General features: G+C 45.2%; 22 protein-coding genes. 8 read left to right on the forward strand and 14 right to left on the reverse strand.

Going from position 1 to position 18592, the window contains the following annotated elements; all coding sequences use genetic code 11:
* The 9 genes from L3V35_RS21850 to fkpA all read right to left on the reverse strand — a co-directional run.
* A partial coding sequence (locus L3V35_RS21850; RefSeq protein WP_227484038.1) for a GTP-binding protein occupies positions 1-128 on the reverse strand: 128 nt, incomplete at its 3' end.
* Between the two features lie 146 nt (positions 129-274).
* Positions 275-2371, reverse strand: a complete 2097-nt coding sequence (gene fusA, locus L3V35_RS21855) for an elongation factor G (protein WP_065207392.1) — start codon at positions 2369-2371, stop codon at positions 275-277.
* Positions 2372-2537: 166 nt separating this feature from the next.
* Positions 2538-3008, reverse strand: coding sequence for a 30S ribosomal protein S7 (gene rpsG / locus L3V35_RS21860; RefSeq protein WP_017073678.1), 471 nt, complete (start codon positions 3006-3008; stop codon positions 2538-2540).
* A 103-nt stretch (positions 3009-3111) separates the two neighbouring features.
* Positions 3112-3486, reverse strand: coding sequence for a 30S ribosomal protein S12 (rpsL, locus tag L3V35_RS21865; protein WP_012604917.1), 375 nt, complete (start codon positions 3484-3486; stop codon positions 3112-3114).
* A 181-nt stretch (positions 3487-3667) separates the two neighbouring features.
* Positions 3668-3943 (reverse strand): sulfurtransferase complex subunit TusB, encoded by a 276-nt coding sequence (gene tusB / locus L3V35_RS21870; RefSeq protein ID WP_114634058.1) that lies wholly within the window; start codon positions 3941-3943, stop codon positions 3668-3670.
* An 8-nt stretch (positions 3944-3951) separates the two neighbouring features.
* Positions 3952-4308 (reverse strand): sulfurtransferase complex subunit TusC, encoded by a 357-nt coding sequence (gene tusC / locus L3V35_RS21875; RefSeq protein WP_114634059.1) that lies wholly within the window; start codon positions 4306-4308, stop codon positions 3952-3954.
* The gene (gene tusD / locus L3V35_RS21880; RefSeq protein ID WP_054548206.1) at positions 4305-4694 is read right to left on the reverse strand and encodes a sulfurtransferase complex subunit TusD; all 390 of its coding nucleotides are present in this window, start codon (positions 4692-4694) and stop codon (positions 4305-4307) included. The genes tusC and tusD overlap by 4 nt, the downstream gene beginning before the upstream one ends.
* A complete protein-coding gene (locus tag L3V35_RS21885) occupies positions 4688-5413 on the reverse strand; it encodes a transcriptional regulator (protein ID WP_004729851.1) in 726 nt (241 codons plus the stop codon). The genes tusD and L3V35_RS21885 overlap by 7 nt, the downstream gene beginning before the upstream one ends.
* A 205-nt stretch (positions 5414-5618) precedes the next feature.
* Positions 5619-6395, reverse strand: coding sequence for an FKBP-type peptidyl-prolyl cis-trans isomerase (fkpA, locus tag L3V35_RS21890; protein ID WP_004729852.1), 777 nt, complete (start codon positions 6393-6395; stop codon positions 5619-5621).
* A 131-nt stretch (positions 6396-6526) separates the two neighbouring features.
* Here fkpA and L3V35_RS21895 point away from each other — a divergent pair, with 131 nt between their 5' ends.
* Together L3V35_RS21895 and L3V35_RS21900 are read left to right on the forward strand one after the other, a co-directional pair.
* Positions 6527-7504: a PQQ-binding-like beta-propeller repeat protein gene (locus tag L3V35_RS21895; RefSeq protein ID WP_029224574.1), complete on the forward strand. Its 978-nt coding sequence runs from the start codon at positions 6527-6529 to the stop codon at positions 7502-7504.
* A gap of 5 nt (positions 7505-7509) precedes the next feature.
* Complete coding sequence (locus tag L3V35_RS21900; RefSeq protein WP_004729640.1) at positions 7510-7737, forward strand: SlyX family protein; 228 nt, start codon at positions 7510-7512, stop codon at positions 7735-7737.
* 142 nt (positions 7738-7879) lie between these two features.
* On the opposite strand, the gene L3V35_RS21905 is transcribed toward L3V35_RS21900, so the two are convergent.
* The 5 genes from L3V35_RS21905 to kefG all read right to left on the reverse strand — a co-directional run bounded on the left by L3V35_RS21905 (position 7880) and on the right by kefG (position 12488).
* Positions 7880-8845, reverse strand: a complete 966-nt coding sequence (locus L3V35_RS21905; RefSeq protein WP_146456893.1) for an isoaspartyl peptidase/L-asparaginase — start codon at positions 8843-8845, stop codon at positions 7880-7882.
* Between the two features lie 222 nt (positions 8846-9067).
* The gene (slyD, locus tag L3V35_RS21910; protein ID WP_017083786.1) at positions 9068-9664 is read right to left on the reverse strand and encodes a peptidylprolyl isomerase; all 597 of its coding nucleotides are present in this window, start codon (positions 9662-9664) and stop codon (positions 9068-9070) included.
* Positions 9665-9757: 93 nt separating this feature from the next.
* A complete protein-coding gene (locus tag L3V35_RS21915) occupies positions 9758-9958 on the reverse strand; it encodes a YheV family putative zinc ribbon protein (RefSeq protein ID WP_086048637.1) in 201 nt (66 codons plus the stop codon).
* A gap of 162 nt (positions 9959-10120) precedes the next feature.
* Positions 10121-11917: a glutathione-regulated potassium-efflux system protein KefB gene (gene kefB, locus L3V35_RS21920; RefSeq protein WP_004729644.1), complete on the reverse strand. Its 1797-nt coding sequence runs from the start codon at positions 11915-11917 to the stop codon at positions 10121-10123.
* The gene (gene kefG / locus L3V35_RS21925) at positions 11904-12488 is read right to left on the reverse strand and encodes a glutathione-regulated potassium-efflux system ancillary protein KefG (RefSeq protein WP_237300663.1); all 585 of its coding nucleotides are present in this window, start codon (positions 12486-12488) and stop codon (positions 11904-11906) included. The genes kefB and kefG overlap by 14 nt, the downstream gene beginning before the upstream one ends.
* A 174-nt stretch (positions 12489-12662) precedes the next feature.
* Here kefG and L3V35_RS21930 point away from each other — a divergent pair, with 174 nt between their 5' ends.
* The 6 genes from L3V35_RS21930 (at position 12663) to crp (ending at position 18451) form a co-directional block, all read left to right on the forward strand.
* A complete protein-coding gene (locus L3V35_RS21930; RefSeq protein ID WP_171316612.1) occupies positions 12663-14585 on the forward strand; it encodes an ABC transporter ATP-binding protein in 1923 nt (640 codons plus the stop codon).
* Positions 14582-15052, forward strand: a complete 471-nt coding sequence (locus tag L3V35_RS21935; RefSeq protein WP_004729647.1) for a TIGR02444 family protein — start codon at positions 14582-14584, stop codon at positions 15050-15052. Before L3V35_RS21930 ends, L3V35_RS21935 begins: the two co-directional genes overlap by 4 nt.
* A 276-nt stretch (positions 15053-15328) precedes the next feature.
* Positions 15329-16321, forward strand: a complete 993-nt coding sequence (locus L3V35_RS21940) for a hydrolase (protein ID WP_237300664.1) — start codon at positions 15329-15331, stop codon at positions 16319-16321.
* 98 nt (positions 16322-16419) lie between these two features.
* Entirely contained in the window at positions 16420-16632 is a 213-nt protein-coding gene (locus L3V35_RS21945) for a YheU family protein (RefSeq protein ID WP_004729649.1), read from the forward strand.
* Between the two features lie 77 nt (positions 16633-16709).
* The gene (locus L3V35_RS21950; protein ID WP_004729650.1) at positions 16710-17579 is read left to right on the forward strand and encodes a phosphoribulokinase; all 870 of its coding nucleotides are present in this window, start codon (positions 16710-16712) and stop codon (positions 17577-17579) included.
* Positions 17580-17818: 239 nt separating this feature from the next.
* Complete coding sequence (gene crp / locus L3V35_RS21955) at positions 17819-18451, forward strand: cAMP-activated global transcriptional regulator CRP (RefSeq protein WP_004729651.1); 633 nt, start codon at positions 17819-17821, stop codon at positions 18449-18451.
* Positions 18452-18592: the final 141 nt, after the last annotated feature.

Consider the following 18592-nt stretch of genomic DNA (forward strand, 5'->3'; position numbering starts at 1 on the left):
ACACCGCCGTACACTTTTGCAAGTGTAGTACAGATAGCAGCAGTTAGAGTTGTTTTACCGTGGTCAACGTGGCCGATAGTACCAACGTTTACGTGCGGTTTCGTACGTTCAAATTTTTCTTTAGACACAATCGTGTTCCTTCCTAGTTATGATTCGCCACGTTCATTATTGAGCGAGACGCGCCAGAAATTGCTATTTTATGCGCCAACTCTCGTTAGCGCAATATTTGGACGCATTGATCTTTCAAAAAATGAAAAAAATGCGTCCCTTTTGTTTAACCACGCTCTGCAATGATTGCTTTTGCAACATTGTTAGGCACTTCAGCGTACTCACTAAACTCCATAGAGTAAGAAGCACGGCCTTGTGTCGCAGAACGTAAATCAGTTGCGTAACCGAACATGACAGACAACGGAACTTGTGCACGAATTATCTTCAGGCCAGCTGTCCCCTCGTCCATACCTTCGATGATGCCGCGACGACGGTTAATATCGCCAACAACGTCACCCATCCAGTCTTCTGGAGTAGTTACTTCAACTTTCATCATAGGCTCAAGCAGAACCGGTTGCGCTTCAAGTGCACCCGATCTGAAAGCCATAGAGGCAGCGATTGTAAACGCCATCTCACTTGAATCTACTTCATGGTAAGAACCATCATATAGTGTAGCTTTGATATCCAAAACTGGATAGCCAGCAAGTACACCATTGTTCATCTGCTCTTCAATGCCTTTAGCGACTGAAGCGATAAACTCTTTAGGTACGATACCGTTGGCAATTTCATCAACGAAGACAAAGCCTTCGCCAGCTTCTGATGGTTCAAGTTTTAGCCACACGTGACCGTACTGACCTTTACCACCATGCTCACGGATAAATTTACCTTCCGCTTTCGCAGTACCGCGAATCGTTTCACGATAAGCTACTTGCGGGTTACCAACGTTGCAGTTGACGTTAAATTCACGCTTCATACGGTCAACGATGATATCTAAGTGTAGTTCGCCCATACCAGAAATTAGTGTCTGGCCAGTTTCCGCATCCATATCAACGCGGAATGATGGGTCTTCTGCTGCTAGTTTACCTAGAGCGATAGTCATTTTATCTTGATCAGCTTGAGAGCGAGGCTCTACAACGATCTGAATAACTGGATCTGGGAATTCCATACGCTCAAGAACGATTTTATGGTTCTGATCACATAGAGTTTCACCAGTAGTAACATCTTTAAGGCCGATAATGGCTGCGATGTCACCTGCTCGTACTTCTTTTACTTCTTCACGTTTGTTTGAGTGCATTTGAACAATGCGCCCTAAACGTTCACGTTGTTTCTTCACAGAGTTGTAAGCTGTTTTACCGCTTTCAACAACTCCAGAGTAAACACGGATGAAAGTTAAAGTACCAACAAATGGGTCTGTTGCAATTTTAAATGCTAGCGCTGAGAACGGTTCTTTGTCGTCCGCGTGACGCTCAATTTCATTCTCGTCGTCATCAACACCTTTAATTGCCGGTACATCGACTGGAGAAGGAAGGAAATCAACCACTGCATCTAGAACAGCTTGTACACCTTTGTTTTTGAATGCACTACCACAAGTGGCAAGTACGATTTCATTATTAAGGGTACGAATACGAAGACCTTGCTTGATTTCAGCTTCTGTTAATTCACCTTCTTCAAGGTACTTATCCATCAGCTCTTCATTTGCTTCCGCAGCAGCTTCAACAAGTTCGGTACGATATTCTTCAGCCATTTCTTGCATGTCTGCAGGAATATCTTCGTACGTGAAAGTCATGCCCTGGTCAGCGTCGTTCCAGTTAATTGCCTTCATCTTGATAAGATCGACAACACCTTGGAAGTTTTCTTCAGCACCAATGTTCAGTTGAATTGGAACAGGAGTTGCGCCTAGGCGGTCCTTGATCTGTTCAACTACGCGCAAGAAATCTGCGCCTGTACGGTCCATTTTGTTAACGAAAACCATACGCGGAACTTGGTACTTATCAGCTTGACGCCATACTGTCTCTGACTGAGGTTCAACACCAGACGAGCCACAGAAAACAACAACTGCACCATCAAGTACACGCAGAGAACGTTCTACTTCGATTGTGAAGTCAACGTGTCCAGGAGTGTCGATGATGTTGATACGGTGGTCCGAGAACTGAGCTTCCATACCACGCCAAAACGTAGTCGTTGCTGCTGAAGTGATCGTAATACCGCGCTCTTGCTCTTGCTCCATCCAGTCCATGGTTGCTGCACCATCGTGAACTTCGCCGATTTTGTGAGAAAGACCGGTATAGAACAGAATACGTTCACTTGTGGTTGTTTTACCTGCATCTACGTGAGCAACGATACCGATATTACGGTATTGCTCTATAGGAGTTTTACGAGCCACGGTTGAATCCTCTTATTAGAGACTTAGGGACTATTGCTATGTCTAGATTATGCGTTAAAAGCGATGCTTCGCTAAAAAGTGCTTGCCCTAGAAATAGCAATAGTTCCTAGCATAAGCATAGGAACTAAAGAAGTGCTGCAAGGAACCTTGCAGCACTAAAAAGGTATTACCAGCGGTAATGTGCGAACGCTTTGTTTGCGTCAGCCATGCGGTGAACGTCTTCACGTTTCTTAACCGCAGTACCTTTGTTCTCAGACGCGTCTAGCATTTCAGCAGCTAGGCGTTGAGCCATAGATTTTTCACCACGCTTACGCGCAGCTTCAACTACCCAACGCATAGCAAGAGCGTTACGGCGAACCGGACGAACTTCTACAGGTACTTGGTAAGTTGAACCACCCACACGGCGAGATTTAACTTCTACCGCTGGGCGAACATTTTCAAGAGCTTCTTCAAATACAGCTAAGTGATCTTTACCAGATTTCTCAGCCATAGTTTCTAGTGCAGTGTAAACAATCTTCTCTGCAGTAGATTTTTTTCCGTCAACCATAAGGATGTTAACGAATTTTGCCAGCAGTTCAGATTTGAACTTAGGATCTGGAAGGATCTTACGCTGGCCTATTACGCGACGACGTGGCATGGAATTTCTCCGTTGTCTTCTTCAGGTTTTTTCCAAAACTTTTCAGAATAATAAATAAATAGTGTTTGGCCTTACTTAACGCTTTCTTTTTAAAAAAGACGCATTAAGACTTAGGACGTTTCACACCATACTTAGAACGACCTTTCTTACGGTCGTTAACGCCTGCACAGTCAAGTGCACCGCGAACAGTGTGGTAACGCACACCTGGTAAATCTTTAACACGACCACCACGGATAAGAACAACACTGTGTTCTTGAAGGTTATGACCTTCGCCGCCGATGTATGAAGTAACTTCAAAGCCGTTAGTTAGACGAACACGACATACTTTACGTAGTGCTGAGTTCGGTTTTTTTGGAGTAGTAGTATATACGCGAGTACATACACCACGTTTTTGTGGGCACGCTTCTAGTGCAGGCACGTTGCTTTTAACAACCTGCTTTACACGAGGAGTACGTACCAACTGGTTAATAGTTGCCATTAACTAGCTCCTGATTTACTTGAAAGTAAGCTTGATGAAAAATCTAGCCCTATTACACATAGTGTAAATAGGGACGCAAAATTCTATTCAGCAGTGGGATGTGTGTCAAGAAATATACAGATTTTTTTTAGCCGTCTAGAGCTCAGGATGGTCTTTTTTTAACCATACTGATAAAACGCAGCTACCAAGTTACTGATTTGTCGTTCAAAACCGTCAGTTTGACGAATCCGTCGAAGTCCACTTGTTCCAGAGTGCTTGAAGCAAGTTGTTGTAAACCTCGGCTATCGAGATCTGTTTTTAATACCGACACATGATCAACATTTGAGATTTGATTGAATAACTCATGATTTGGAAGGCAAACATACACCGCATCTTCAACCAAAAGGATGTGATCCTTTTGTTGCGAGTACGCCAATGCAAGCTTGAGTTTGTCTACTGATTTTACAATATGAAGCATAACGTTCCCTAGAAAGTCAGTATTTTTTGGCTCTGAACTAACTTCTGCGTCAACTCATTCACTTCTAGCGCAGTCACATCGATCAGTAAGTTATCGGTCGAAAGACCAAACTGATTGAGGCTATGTTGACATACGTAAACCTGCTCAATGTCGTAGAGGTCCATAAGCTTGAATGCAGAAATATAGTCACGTGATAGGGATTCATCAGGCTGTTGAGCCTTGAGAAGCTGTGTAACGCCATTACCGACAAAGAACACGGTAATGTCTTCACTATAGGCTGAAGCCGCTAGCAGTGCGTCTAGCCCTTCCCTGCCCGCAGCCGTCGTATGAGGAAAAGTGTTAAATACAAAGGCCAATTTACTCAAAACTGTACAACCCTATCTTGCGTCAAAAGTGCTTCAGATAAGCTCCCTAACCCAGCTTGGGTAAACCCAGCCGCCAAGTTAGATGCACTCAATTGATGTTGCGTTGCTTCATCCGTGCTGATCACTCCGCGTCTAAGCGCAGCAGCCACACACGTTTCAAGGCTAACATTGTGCTCATCCGCCAGTTTTTGCCAAGCGGAAGCCAAGTCGAATTCATCATTAGCAGGCACAGTAATGCCAGAGCCATTACTGACGCCATCTTGATAGAAGAATACACTGTGAAGTTTGTGGCCCTGATTAATAAGAGCCACAGCAAACTGGTAAGCACTTCTTGCCGATTGTGAACCGTAGACCGGTCCATTCACTAAAAGTGTATAGCTTAACAACCCTCTTCATCCTCTGTTTTACGTTGGCGGATGTATAGGTATACGGTGTGCTTAGAGATGTTCAATCGCTCGGCAACACGGTTAATCGCATCTTTGATATCGAAAATACCTTTGTCGTAAAGCTCCATCACGATTTGACGGTTCTTAGTATTGTTCGATACTGATTTGTCGGCATTGATTTCTTCAATGGTGCGTTCAACCGTCTGGTCGACAAGCTCTTCCACATCACTCGCAAAGTTTACTGATGATGCTGCTTCGTCCGCATCTTGGGTAGGCATGAAAGATTGCAGTACTTGTGAGAATGGCGCATCTAAGTTTACGTTAATACACAACAAACCAATCACTCGGTCTTCACCATTGCGGATAGCAACCGTGATCGACTTCATCAATACTCCGCCTTTAGCGCGAGTAAAGTATGAACGTGAGAAGTTACGCTTAGAACCTTCAATATCTTTCAGCATCTTCAATGCGAGATCGGTGATCGGCGAACCAACCTGACGACCTGTATTTTCGCCGTTGGCAATTTTAATCGCAGAAGTATTGAGGTCTTCTAAAGAGTGTAAAACGATTTCACAAAACGGACCGATAAGACTCGCAATACCGTCAACCACGGCCTCATAAGATCTTAGAATGATTTTATCGTGTTCACTGAATGGCATAACGTGGACTGATTCCATTTCAAGTAACACATCTGCATTGACTGTTTCTGTAGTAGTCACTTATTCCTTACCTTCGTGTGAAAAATCAACAAATTTATGTAAGTTTATCAGAAAATTTTAATTGCACACCTAGCTAACATTGCAACTAGTGATTTAGAACAAGTTTAAAAATCAAATACTCACCTTCAAATCATAAAAAAAGCCTAACTCAAAGTTAGGCTTTTTGTTCAATCAACGTATTTTAGAATAAAACTTTTAGCTGATATTACTGAGCAGGAGCCGCTTCAGCGTTATCAATTTTAAGTAGTTCAACTTCGAATACTAGCGTTGAGTTAGCAGGGATAGTCGGTGTGTCTTGCTCACCGTATGCTAGCTCTGGCGGGATTACGAATTTGTACTTAGAACCAACTTGCATCAGTTGTACGCCTTCAGTCCAGCCTGGGATTACGCGGTTTAGTGGGAATGTTGCTGGTTCGCCACGATCGTAAGAGCTGTCGAACTGAGTACCGTCTGTTAGCGTACCTTTGTAGTGTACTTGAACGGTATCAGTGTCTTTTGGAGAAGCACCTTCACCAGCCGTCATTACTTGGTAAAGTAGACCAGATTCAGTTTGCTTAACGCCTTCAGTTTTAGCGAACTCAGCACGGAAATCATCACCGGCTTTCTTCACTTCTGCAGATTTTTCTGCCGCTTGTGCTTGCATTGTTTCAGCAACACGCTTGTCTAGAGCTTCAAGAGCTGCGCGAGTTTCTTCTTCGTTAAGTGCTGTTTTCTCTGCGAATACGTCTTCGATACCTTGAAGAACCATATCCTTGTCTAGGTTAATGCCTAGCTCGCTTGGCTTATCAATGCTTGTGCTTAGGTAGTTCGCGAAAGATACACCGATTGCGTATGCCGCTTTGTCATCTTCTGTTTTAAAGTTTACTGCTGCAACTTTAGCTTCTTCTACCTGTGGAGCTTCTGCCTTTGGTTCTTCTTTCTGACAACCAACTGCTAGCATAACCGTTGCGGCAAGCAGTGATACTTTTAAAACTGATTTCATTGAATTCTCCAATTAATGGCCAAGCCATTGGTTATTGTGCACAAATCTAATGATTAGATTGGTGTGAATACGTTAGTTATAACAATATACTAGTCATATGTCTTTCGACACAAACCGGATTATTAGATGTGATGCGAATATTTTTCCACTCATTGCTATGTACGATTGTCATCACCTTGTTAAATGGTTGCTTTTTCTTTCAAGATGATGAGCAACGTTGGGAAATTGAACCCAATGGTGCCACCAGCTTTGCACTAAGCAGAGATGGACGCTTCGCCCTGCTCTACTCTCAGCAAAAACAACTGTTACTCTGGGACCTCGTCCAAGATAAAGAACTCGCTCAACTCGGCCCGCAAGATCAATCAGAAAACCAAGTATCGCGTATCCGCATCTCGGACAACGGCCGCTTCGCCATTACCGCCAGCCAGATGAATTTCGCCGTTTGGGACTTATCTTGGACTCAAGCTGAAGGGCTTTGGTCTATTTCCGATGGCCTAATTCGTGATGTCGATATATCCAGCAATGGTGAAAAAGTCTTACTTGGCCTGTCTAATGGCAAAGCTATCTATGTGGACTTAGTCACCGGACGCCGTCTTGAGTTCCTTGCTCACCGAGAAAAAGTTAATTCAGTCTCCCTCTCTTCTAATGGCCGCTACGCATTATCAGGCGGCAACGACTACAAAGCTTACCTTTGGGATACCGAATCAGGCTTGGTGTTACGTACCTTCGAGCATGAACAAAGAGTAGTACGAGTTGCACTACAACGGGATGGAGAATTGGCTTTTACTTCCGATGGCGGCAACCAAGCGATGATCTGGGATTTGGAAACAGGTGAACCTCAAGCGCAGTTGCAGAGCTGGTCTCGACAGCTGATATTCTCTAGTGCTCGCTTTTCTGACGACGGCAGTATGTTGGTGACGGGTACGCCATCCAGCCAAGTGAGTGTGTGGAATACTCAAGATGGAAAACGAATTTCTCGTCACGATGCCGAGCCATTAAAAGATGCTCGCCCTCCCCGTGCGGTAGTGTATGATGCAGCCTTTGATGAAAAGAACCGTGTGATATCGGGCACCTCTGCGGGCATCGCCCAAGCTTGGAATGTGGATTAAGAACGATGACAGAAAAGCGAATTGAACAACTAGAAAGCCGCGTGAATGACCTAGAATGTCAGTTGGCTTTCCAAGAACAGACCATTGAAGAACTCAATGAAGCGCTTAGCCAACAACAGATGTTGATCACGAGAATGCAAGACCAAATGAAGTTCGTTGTGGGTAAAGTGAAAAATATGGATGGCTCAAACCTCGCTGACGCATCAGAAGAGACGCCACCTCCACACTATTAAGCGCCGTTCAAAATGACGAATTGATTCTAGTGACATGTATCGCTAGAAATCTGCAAACAAAAGGGCGACAGATACTCATCTGCCGCCCTTTTGTTTATTTCACCTGAGTGAATAAGCTAAAGCCAATTAAGCCAATACAATCTTAGTCATCGGCATAAATCTTCACTTCCACGCAACCGTTCGTATCAACACTCGCACGATACATCCCTGAACTGTTCATACCGAAGTGGATATCACCTTGGCCATCAATAGCAATCAAGCCACCTTCTCCGCCCATGGTTTTCAATTCACCTTGAATGATCGTTTCACAAGCCGTGTGTACATCTTCTTTGAGATAACGCATTCGTGCTGCTACATCACTGGCAACCATTTTACGTAGAAAGAACTCGCCCATTCCTGTCGTTGATACGGCCACGTTGCCATTTTCAGCAACAGTGCCTGCACCGATGATTGGAGAATCTCCCACACGACCGTATTTTTTATTGGTTACGCCACCGGTACTGGTTGCTGCAGCTAAGTTACCGGCTTGGTCTAATGCTACTGCGCCAACCGTGCCGTATTTCTTATCATCTGGGTATTTTTGAACTTGTTGTTCATCATATTTCGCTTCAGACAGCGCAAAGATGCCTTTCTCTTTCATCGATTGAAGTTGGTCATAACGACGCTCAGTAAAGAAGTAATCTTGCTCGGTGAAGATATACTCATGCTCAAACGCAAACTTCTCTGCGCCTTCACCAATCAACAGCACATGATCGCTTTTAAGCATCACATCACGCGCCAGCTCAATGGGGTTTTTGATATGGCGGACACCGGCAATAGCACCCGCATCCATTTCGCGACCGTGCATCACAGAAGCATCCATCTCAACAAATTCATCATGAGTTAAAACAGAGCCTTTACCGGCATTAAAATGCGGGCTGTCTTCCATCACCTTGACTGACGCAACCACCGCATCCAACGCATCGCCACCCGATTGCAAAACTTGATAGCCAGCCAAAACCGACTTCTCCAAAGCCTCGGTAATACCCGTTTTTAATTCATCGCTCATTTGCTCTCGCAAGATAGTTCCTGCGCCACCATGAATGGCAATTGAAAAAGGCTGTGACATGCAAACTCTCCACTGACGTCGTCTTATAATGTTGTGCTATCAATACCACATCCATGGTTTGATGTCTGATAGGGAAAACCAAACTCTTTACGAATGCTTAGATTTGCGGACACTTAGATTTGCACTAGACTAAAAGTCAGCTCAAAAAGCGAGACTTCTAAACGAAGAAAGCCTCCGCAAGGGAGGCTTTCAGTATTCTTAAACTAAACCGCTAATTCGGTATTAGTGAGAACCACAGCTACCGCCGCCGCAGCAGCCGTCTTTTTTCTCTTCAGCGTGGTCATGGCCTTCGCCACCACAGCAACCGCCTTCGTGGTCATGATCATGGTCGTGACCGTGGCTACCACAGCCGCCTTCTTGGTGTACGTGACCGTGTTGAACTTCTTCTTCAGTCGCTTCACGAACGGCTACAACTTCAACGTCAAACGTTAGAGTTTGGCCAGCTAGCATGTGGTTACCATCAACAACAACTTCGTCGCCATCTACTTCAGTAACTTCAACTGGGATTGGACCTTGGTCAGTATCCGCTAGGAAACGCATGCCAACTTCGATTTGCTCAACACCTTGGAATACGTCTGCAGGAACACGTTGAACTAAGTCATCGTTGTGCTCGCCGTAAGCGTCTTCTGGAGTAACCGTTGCTGAGAACTTGTCGCCAGCTACTTTGCCTTCAAGCTCTTTTTCAAGACCTGTAATTAGGTTGTTGTGACCGTGAAGGTAATCTAGTGGAGCTTCTGCAGTTGATTGGTCAACTACTACGCCATCTTCAAGTTTCACTTGATATGCAACACTAACTACTACGTTCTTTTCAATTTTCATGAGAGCTCCAAGGAGGTTTGGACTAAGCTCGAACAGTGAGCTTAGGAAAAATTCTGTACCGGGATATTATGGGGATCAATTAACGAAACTCAATCATTCTGGCTTAAAAATACCGATCATTTCTTGATTCGCGTGTTCAGATTTCTCTACAGTTTTCGGTTTGCGCTGCTCTGTGAAGTCACAATCGACGCATTCCACCAGCTCAATATTATTTTCAACCCACCAGCGGAGTGTGTCTTGAGTCTTGCAGCTTGGGCAGCTCGCCCCTGCGATAAAGCGTTTTTTCTGTTTCACGTTCATATCCTTTACTACTCTGGGTTCGCAGTTCTTCCCACATGCTCTATTCGAGACTAAGCAGAGACCGCGTTTATTATTAGATTGGTTCTTTAAGTTACAGTTTTTAAGAACAACTATAGAGCTAAGCTCAAGCGATTAGTTCTAAGTTCTAAGCTCAGGCTATTGCCAATAGTTTCTAGATTGGTGATCATTTTCCATCTCATGTCCAAAGATCTCTTCAAGCTCTTTACGAGCCTCTTTCGCTCTCTGAGCTAACTCGGCATCTTCGCTATGCTGAGGAAGCAACTCTTTGAGCATACCATTATCCAATTTCCTAAAATGTGCTTCTGCTCGCTTCGCTTTATATGGATGCATACCAAGTTCAGTCAATGTTTGACGACCTAAATCTAGAGCCCCAAGGAAAGTTTCACGAGAATAGTTGCTTACACCATGGTTAAGTAATTGATACGCTTCAACACGGCTTCGAGCACGCGCTAAGATCTTCAACTGCGGGAAATGCTGCTTACACAAATCCACGGTCTTCATGATTTCATCGGGAGAGTCGGTACACAGCACAATGGCTTCAGCCTTATCCGCTCCCGCAGCTCGTAATAGTTCAAGGTGAGTTGAGTCACCGTAGAATACCTTGTAGCCGAATTTTCTAAGGATATGGATTTGGCTGGCATCACTTTCAAGAACGGTGATACGAATCTTGTTGGCATACATTAGACGCCCAATGATCTGACCGAAACGACCAAAGCCCGCAATAATCACTCGAGGGCTACGATCGACCACATCCGAAGACATTGCGCTTTCACTGATTTGATTGAGTTGACGAGCAAAGAAACGATCTTGCAGCTTAAGCATCAATGGCGTGGTCACCATCGAAAGGCTCACAACAACCAGTAAGAACGACACTTGGTCACCACTTAGGATGCCTTGTGCACTCGCTGCGGTAAAAATAACGAAAGCGAATTCACCACCTTGGCTGAGAATCATCGCCATACGGCTGCGCGCTTTAGTTTGAGTGCCGAAGATACGAGCCAGCGTATACAGCACTAAGCCTTTCAATACGACCAGAGACGACACCGCGATCAATATTGCGAATGGACTTTCTGCCAGTAAACCTAGGTTCACCGCCATACCCACAGAGATAAAGAACAGGCCGAGCAGTAACCCTTTAAATGGGTCTATGGCGATTTCAAGCTCATGTCGATATTCACTTTCAGCCAGAAGTACGCCCGCTAAGAAAGTACCTAATGCCATCGACAAACCAATCTGCTGCATGATGACGGCAATACCAATAACCAATAATAGCGCCGCGACCGTGAACAACTCTCGCACACCGCTCATGACTACGTATCGGAACAGTGGTCTCAATAAGAAGTGACCACCGACAAGCAAGCCAATGACACCACCTAGCATCCACAACATGTCAGCCCAACTGCCGCCCGTATTACCCGCAAGTAGAGGCAACATCGCTAGCATTGGAATAACAGCAATATCTTGAAAAAGTAGTACTGCAAAGCCGGATTGCCCCGCTTCTTTTCCGCCAAGCTCTCGCTCTTCAATAACACGTAAGGCTATGGCTGTCGAAGACAGCGCTAAACCCATACCTATTACCAGGCTGGTTTGCCATGTTAATCCGAACAAACAGGCGATAGCGGTAATAATCAAGGTGGTGATCAGCACTTGCGCTCCACCGAGTCCGAGAATAGGCGCCCTCATCTGCCACAGTTTTTTAGGGTTAAGCTCTAAGCCAATCAAGAAAAGCAGCAGCACCACCCCGAATTCGGAGAAATGTAGAATCGCCTCGACATCACTGATTAAACCAAGCCCCCACGGGCCAATCGCCACGCCAGCTAATAGATAGCCGAGTACTGAACCTAAGCCAGCTCGCTGCGCGATAGGAACCGCAACCACAGCAGCCGCTAAAAATATAACGCTACTTTGTAGAAAATCATTAGTCAGAGCCATCATTCGCCCCTATATCTTGTAGCGGGTCTCGCAACCAATTTCGATACGCTTCTGCGTGTTGGTAAAGCGTCATATCCGAAACATTTCTCGCCCAGTGTAAAACTAAGGGGGATATCCAGTGCATCTGACACAAAGCAGCGGTTAACTCGAATGGTTGCAAGATCTCTTGTAATGGATATTTATTATAGCCTGCGGCGCCAAACGCCTCTTCTTTACCACCGGTAGTAATAACGCTGCGCCAGTGTTTGCCTTTAAGCGCACTCTGCTCACCGAATGCAAATCCTTTTCCTAACACACGATCAAACCACTCCTTCAATAACGAAGGACAGGAATACATAAACAGAGGATGCTGGAACACAATCACATCGTACTCTAGGAGTAAGTCATGCTCATAAGGCACATCGATAAAGAAGTCTGGGTAGATGGCGTAGAGATCGTGAATTTTGACATGACCGAGCGACTCGACCTTTTTAACCATCATTTGATTAGCAATAGAGCTGTGTGGCTCTGGGTGTGCGTAGATTATTAACACCTTTGGCACGGCTTTGTCTGTCGAGGGAGTAGTACTCATTCCTTTGAAACATTCCTTTGAGGGCTAAACGGTGGCAAGGCCACAAGAATTTAAGCAAAAGTTATTAATATGTTATTGGCATCATAACGCAAATTGCATTGTGATCGACTTTTATCTGGTTTCAGCCTACTATGCAGGCGTCTGTTCACCTCTAATTTCTATGCTATTTCAATTATGATTACTTTCTCTGATATTCAATTGCTCCGCGGTGGTAAGCCACTCCTCGACCAAGCATCTGCGACTTTTCATCCTGGCGACAAGATCGGTTTGGTTGGTAAAAACGGCTGTGGTAAATCTACGCTGTTCGCCCTAATCAAGGATGAACTGTCTATTGATGCAGGCTCGTTCAGTAAACCAGCTCATTGGGAAATGGCTTGGGTTGCTCAAGAAACACCAGCATTAGAAAGAACAGCCATTGAATACGTGATTGATGGCGACCGTGAATACCGTGGCCTTGAAGATCAACTAGAGAAAGCGGAACAAGCCGACAACGGCACATTAGTCGCAGAGATCCACGGCAAGGTTGAAACCATTGGTGGTTACAGCATCAAAGCACGTGCTGCCGAGTTATTGGATGGCCTAGGCTTTCGCCAAGAGCAAATGACATGGAACCTAACCCAATTCTCGGGTGGTTGGCGTATGCGTTTGAACTTAGCGCAAGCCCTTCTATGTCGCAGTGACTTACTGCTACTCGATGAGCCTACCAACCACTTGGATTTAGACGCAGTAATGTGGCTAGAGCGCTGGTTACAAAACTACCCAGGCACACTGGTTCTTATCTCGCACGATAGAGACTTCTTAGATCCTATCGTCAACCGCATCGTGCATGTTGAAAACCAGCAGCTCAATGAATACACAGGTAACTACTCGTCGTTTGAAACTCAACGAGCACAAAAGTTAATCCTGCAGCAGGCAATGTTCCAAAAGCAGCAGAAACAAATGTCTCACATGCAGAGCTACATTGACCGTTTCCGCTACAAAGCATCAAAGGCTCGCCAAGCGCAAAGCCGTATTAAAGCACTAGAGAAAATGGAACAAGTGCTACCCGCTCAGTTTGATAATCCATTCAGCTTTGAGTTTAGAGAGCCAGACGCGCTGCCGAACCCAATAATGATGATGGATGAGGTATCGGCGGGCTACGATGACAACCTGATTCTAGAAAAGATTCGCCTTAACCTCGTTCCGGGTAGCCGAATTGGTCTGCTTGGTCGAAATGGTGCTGGTAAATCAACGCTAATCAAGCTGCTTTCAGGTGAACTGAAACAGCAAGGCGGTGAGCTGAGCTATTCGCAGGGCGTTAAGATGGGTTACTTCGCTCAGCATCAATTGGAGACGCTGCATCCAGAAGAAACGCCACTTCAGCACATGATGCAAATTGCACCGAAACACACCGAGCAACAACTACGTGACTACCTAGGTAGCTTTGGCTTCCAAGGTGAAAAAGCACTCGACAAGGTGGCCCCATTCTCGGGTGGTGAAAAAGCGCGTTTAGTATTAGCGCTACTGGTATGGCAAAAGCCGAACCTGTTGTTACTCGATGAACCAACCAACCACTTGGATCTCGACATGCGTCAGGCGTTGACCTTCGCCCTACAAACGTTTGAAGGCGCGATGGTTATCGTATCGCACGACCGCTACCTACTTCGTGCGACTACCGATGATTTATACCTTGTACACGACCGTCAAGTTGCACCGTTTGATGGTGACCTAAGCGATTACTACAAATGGCTAACCGAACAGCAGAAAGTTGAACGCAAAGAAGCACAAGCATTGGCACCAGCAAAAGACGGCGCCAACAGTGCAGCAGCGAAAAAAGAGCAGAAACGTAAAGAAGCCGAGTTCCGTAAACTGACGGCACCACTTCGTAAAAAGCTGACTCAATTTGAAAAGCAGATGGATAAGTTAACGCTATCTCTCGAAGAAGCTGAGCAAGAATTATCCGACACTTCACTGTATGAAGCTGAAAATAAGGCTAAACTGAATAAAGTACTCGCTCTGCAAGCGAGCAGTAAGTCACAGCTAGAAGAAGTTGAAATGGATTGGATGTCCACTCAAGAAGAGCTTGAGCAGATGGAACAGGATATGGATAGCTTATGAGCCCAGAGCACGCACCAATATCACTAACACTGGAACGACTATGGCAATTTAGCCTTCAGTATTACAGTGTGCGCGGTGTAAAGGATGCGTGCCTAGCTTTGCAAAACCAGTTCCACGGCAACGTCAATCTACTGCTGCTTCTCAAATGGCTCGATGAGCAGCAATTGTCTTTTGCCGAAGAAGAGTGGCACAAGGTACAACAGTGCTTAAGCCGCTCTGAAACCCTGCTTCATAGCTATCGAGAGCTGCGTAAGCACCTCAAACCTCAAGTCGTCGATTCCCTCTACCGTGAAGCTCTCCAATTTGAACTGCAGTTAGAGAAGCAACAGCAATCTGATCTCGTCGACTGCATTAATTCTCTTCAGCTTACGGCTAACCAGCAATCACCACTCGCTTTTCAATACTGTCGTTTATTAGGGGCAGAAAACCTCTACGACGCTTTTTCTGAACCAGCACCCCAACCCTAACGCGTTTCCTTTCTCTAATCTTCAATCAAGATCCAAGCTTACCTTGGTAGTATCGCTCTTCGTTTTCACACGGGAGTGGCGCGCATGACTGGCAATATGTTTGAAGCTCAATCTCGACAATATTCAACCAGTTACCTACACCCTGTTTTTGTAACCCGTATCAGTGAAACCCTTGCGCTTATACCGAGAATCAACCAAGCTCAAATAAAAACGTGGGCGTTTCGCTAAAAGCTCAACACTTTATCAAAGCCCATAAAAGAAGCATGGACTGTTTTTATGACAATATTTACCGCAGCCGCTGGTTTATCTAATCCGCACTTACAAACCTTAGTGCCACGATTTATTAGAAAGCAGGCATTGTTTGACCCTCAATGGCAAACCTTAGAAACCCCTGACGGTGACTTTCTCGATCTTGCTTGGAGCGAATCGCCAGAGGGTGACACCCCAAGTAATGAGGCTCGAAGTAACAAGCCGATATTCATTCTATTCCATGGCTTAGAGGGAAGCTTTGAAAGCCCTTATGCCAACGGACTGATGAATGCCTTTGCTAAAGATGGCTGGCTATCAGTGATGATGCACTTCAGAGGCTGCAGCGGAAAGCCCAATCGCTTGGCTCGCGCTTACCATTCAGGTGAAGTCGAAGATGCACGCTTTTTCCTAAGACATCTACACGCCCAGTTTCCCAATAACCCGAAGGTAGCGGTTGGTATATCTTTGGGCGGTAACATGCTGGCGAACTATTTGGCTGAGTACGCGGACGACCCACTGCTGTCGGCGGCGACGATTGTCTCTGCACCTTTTGATCTGGCTTGTTGCTCTAGTCGTATTGAGCGAGGTTTCTCTAAGCTCTATAAAAAGTACCTGCTCAACTCTCTCAAATCGAATGCCTTGAAAAAGATTAAGCTGCTGCAAGAAAAGCTCGGTATCACCGCCGAAACCATTAAGAAGATAGACAAGCTGTATGAGTTTGATGAACGTATTACTGCGCCTCTGCACGGGTTCAAGAATGCTCAGGATTACTATGCTCAGTGCTCAGCGCTTCCTAAGCTTAATAAGATTAAACTACCGACTCAGATCATCCATGCCAAAGACGATCCGTTTATGACAGACGACGTGATTCCAAAGTTCGTGTTGCCTGACAACATCGACTATCGCCTATTTCAAAAAGGCGGCCATGTGGGGTTCATTACCGGTAGCACGCTCAAACCAAGGTTTTGGTTAGAAGAAGCGTTACCCGCCTACTATGAAAGTATTCAAGATTCAGCATAATGGCCGAGCCTTTTTAAGGACTGAGTGGTAGACGTCACTAGACACAGTAATCAACACATCAATAAACCTATTTATGAACATAAAAGAGAGAAGTATTTATGATCATCCCATGGCAAGACATTGCGCCAGAAACACTGGAAAACCTCATTAAAGAATTCGTGCTGCGTGAAGGCACAGACTACGGCGACGTAGAGGTTTCACTGCAAAACAAGATTGATCAAGTGAAACATCAATTAGCCTCAAAGGAAGTCAGCATCGTGTTTTCTGAGCTGCATGAAACCGTTGATATTCAAGTCACAAAACGCTTCTAAGCTGCGCTCATAAAGGAGCCGTGTTATAGTGGTAAACGATTGCTAACAAGTAAGTTACTCAAAAGACAAGGGTTGTCATGTCCGCTAAACATCCAATTATTGCGGTGACGGGTTCATCAGGAGCCGGCACCACCACTACCTCAGAAGCCTTCCGAAAAATGTTCAATATGATGGACGTGAAGGCCGCTTGGGTTGAAGGGGATAGTTTCCATCGCTTCACTCGACCAGAGATGGACGTCGAGATCCGTAAGGCTCGCGAGCAAGGTAAGCACATCAGCTACTTTGGTCCACAAGCCAACGATTTTGGCGCATTAGAAGAGTTCTTCCGTCAATACGGTAATGAAGGCACGGGTAAAGTCCGTAGTTACCTACATACCTTCGATGAAGCCGTGCCTTACAATCAAATGCCGGGCACCTTTACGCCATGGCAAGAGATCCCAGAAAATTCCGATGTGATGTTCTACGAAGGTCTTCATGGTGGCGTAGTCGATGGCGATATTAACGTCTCGCAACACGTCGACCTGCTTATCGGCATGGTACCTATCGTAAACCTAGAGTGGATCCAGAAATTCGTTCGTGACACACGCGATCGTGGGCACTCTCGCGAAGCGGTGATGGACTCGATTGTTCGCTCAATGGATGATTACCTTAATTACATCACCCCACAATTTTCGCGTACTCACATCAACTTTCAGCGTGTTCCAACCGTAGATACATCGAACCCACTGAACGCCAAAGGGATTCCAAGTTTAGACGAAAGCTTCGTGGTTATACGTTTGCGTGGCATCAAAAACGTCGATTTCCCCTACCTTCTAGCTATGATAGATGGCTCATTTATGTCACGCCACAACACGCTTGTGGTGCCAGGCGGCAAGATGAGTTTTGCTATGGAGCTCATTGTAAGGCCCATCCTACAACAGCTCATCGAAACCGGAAAAATAGGTTAACAAGACACCATTCTGGTTGATTACTTTTCATACCGTGATCATGTGCACAATTTTGCGTAAAAAATCGTAGCTTGGTCACGATTAAAATCAAGAAATAGTACCTGAAAAAGGATACTATTCTTAAACGAAACACAAGATAGCTTGCAGCGCTCAACGAGTGCTCTTATCCTACAAGTCAATCCAGGCTTAGCTAAAATACGGAAAGCGGCAAGCATACCCTGCAGAGGAAGTAAGATATTATGGTTCTAGGTAAACCCCAAACCGATCCAACATTAGAGTGGTTCCTTTCACACTGTCATATTCATAAGTACCCTTCAAAAAGTACTTTGATTCATGCTGGTGAAAAGGCAGAAACCTTGTACTACATCGTTAAAGGTTCTGTGGCAGTTCTTATCAAAGACGAAGAAGGTAAGGAAATGATTCTTTCTTACCTAAACCAAGGTGACTTCATTGGTGAACTTGGCCTCTTCGAAGAAGACCAAGAGCGTACTGCATGGGTTCGTGCAAAATCTCCTTGTGAAGTGGCTGAAATTTCTTTCAAGAAATTCCGTCAACTTATCCAAGTGAACCCAGATATCCTAATGCGCCTTTCAGCGCAAATGGCAAACCGTCTACAAGTAACTAGCCAAAAGGTTGGTGACTTAGCGTTCCTTGACGTAACAGGTCGTATCGCTCAAACGCTACTTAACCTAGCGAAACAGCCAGATGCAATGACTCACCCTGACGGCATGCAAATCAAGATCACTCGTCAAGAGATTGGCCAGATTGTTGGTTGTTCTCGTGAGACAGTAGGTCGTATCTTGAAGATGCTAGAAGAGCAGAACCTAATTTCTGCACACGGTAAAACTATCGTGGTATACGGCACTCGTTAATCTCGATTAACTGAGCCAAAAATTTGAAAGCCACCAAATGCAAATTTGGTGGCTTTTTGTTTTCTAAAGATCTAGAGAGCAGATGCGAATGGAGCACCTCCCGCGTCCAAGCGCAAACACTCTCAAAGCGAAGCGTACCCG

This window comes from Vibrio sp. L5-1 (genome assembly GCF_021728315.1).
Classification (GTDB): domain Bacteria; phylum Pseudomonadota; class Gammaproteobacteria; order Enterobacterales; family Vibrionaceae; genus Vibrio; species Vibrio splendidus_K.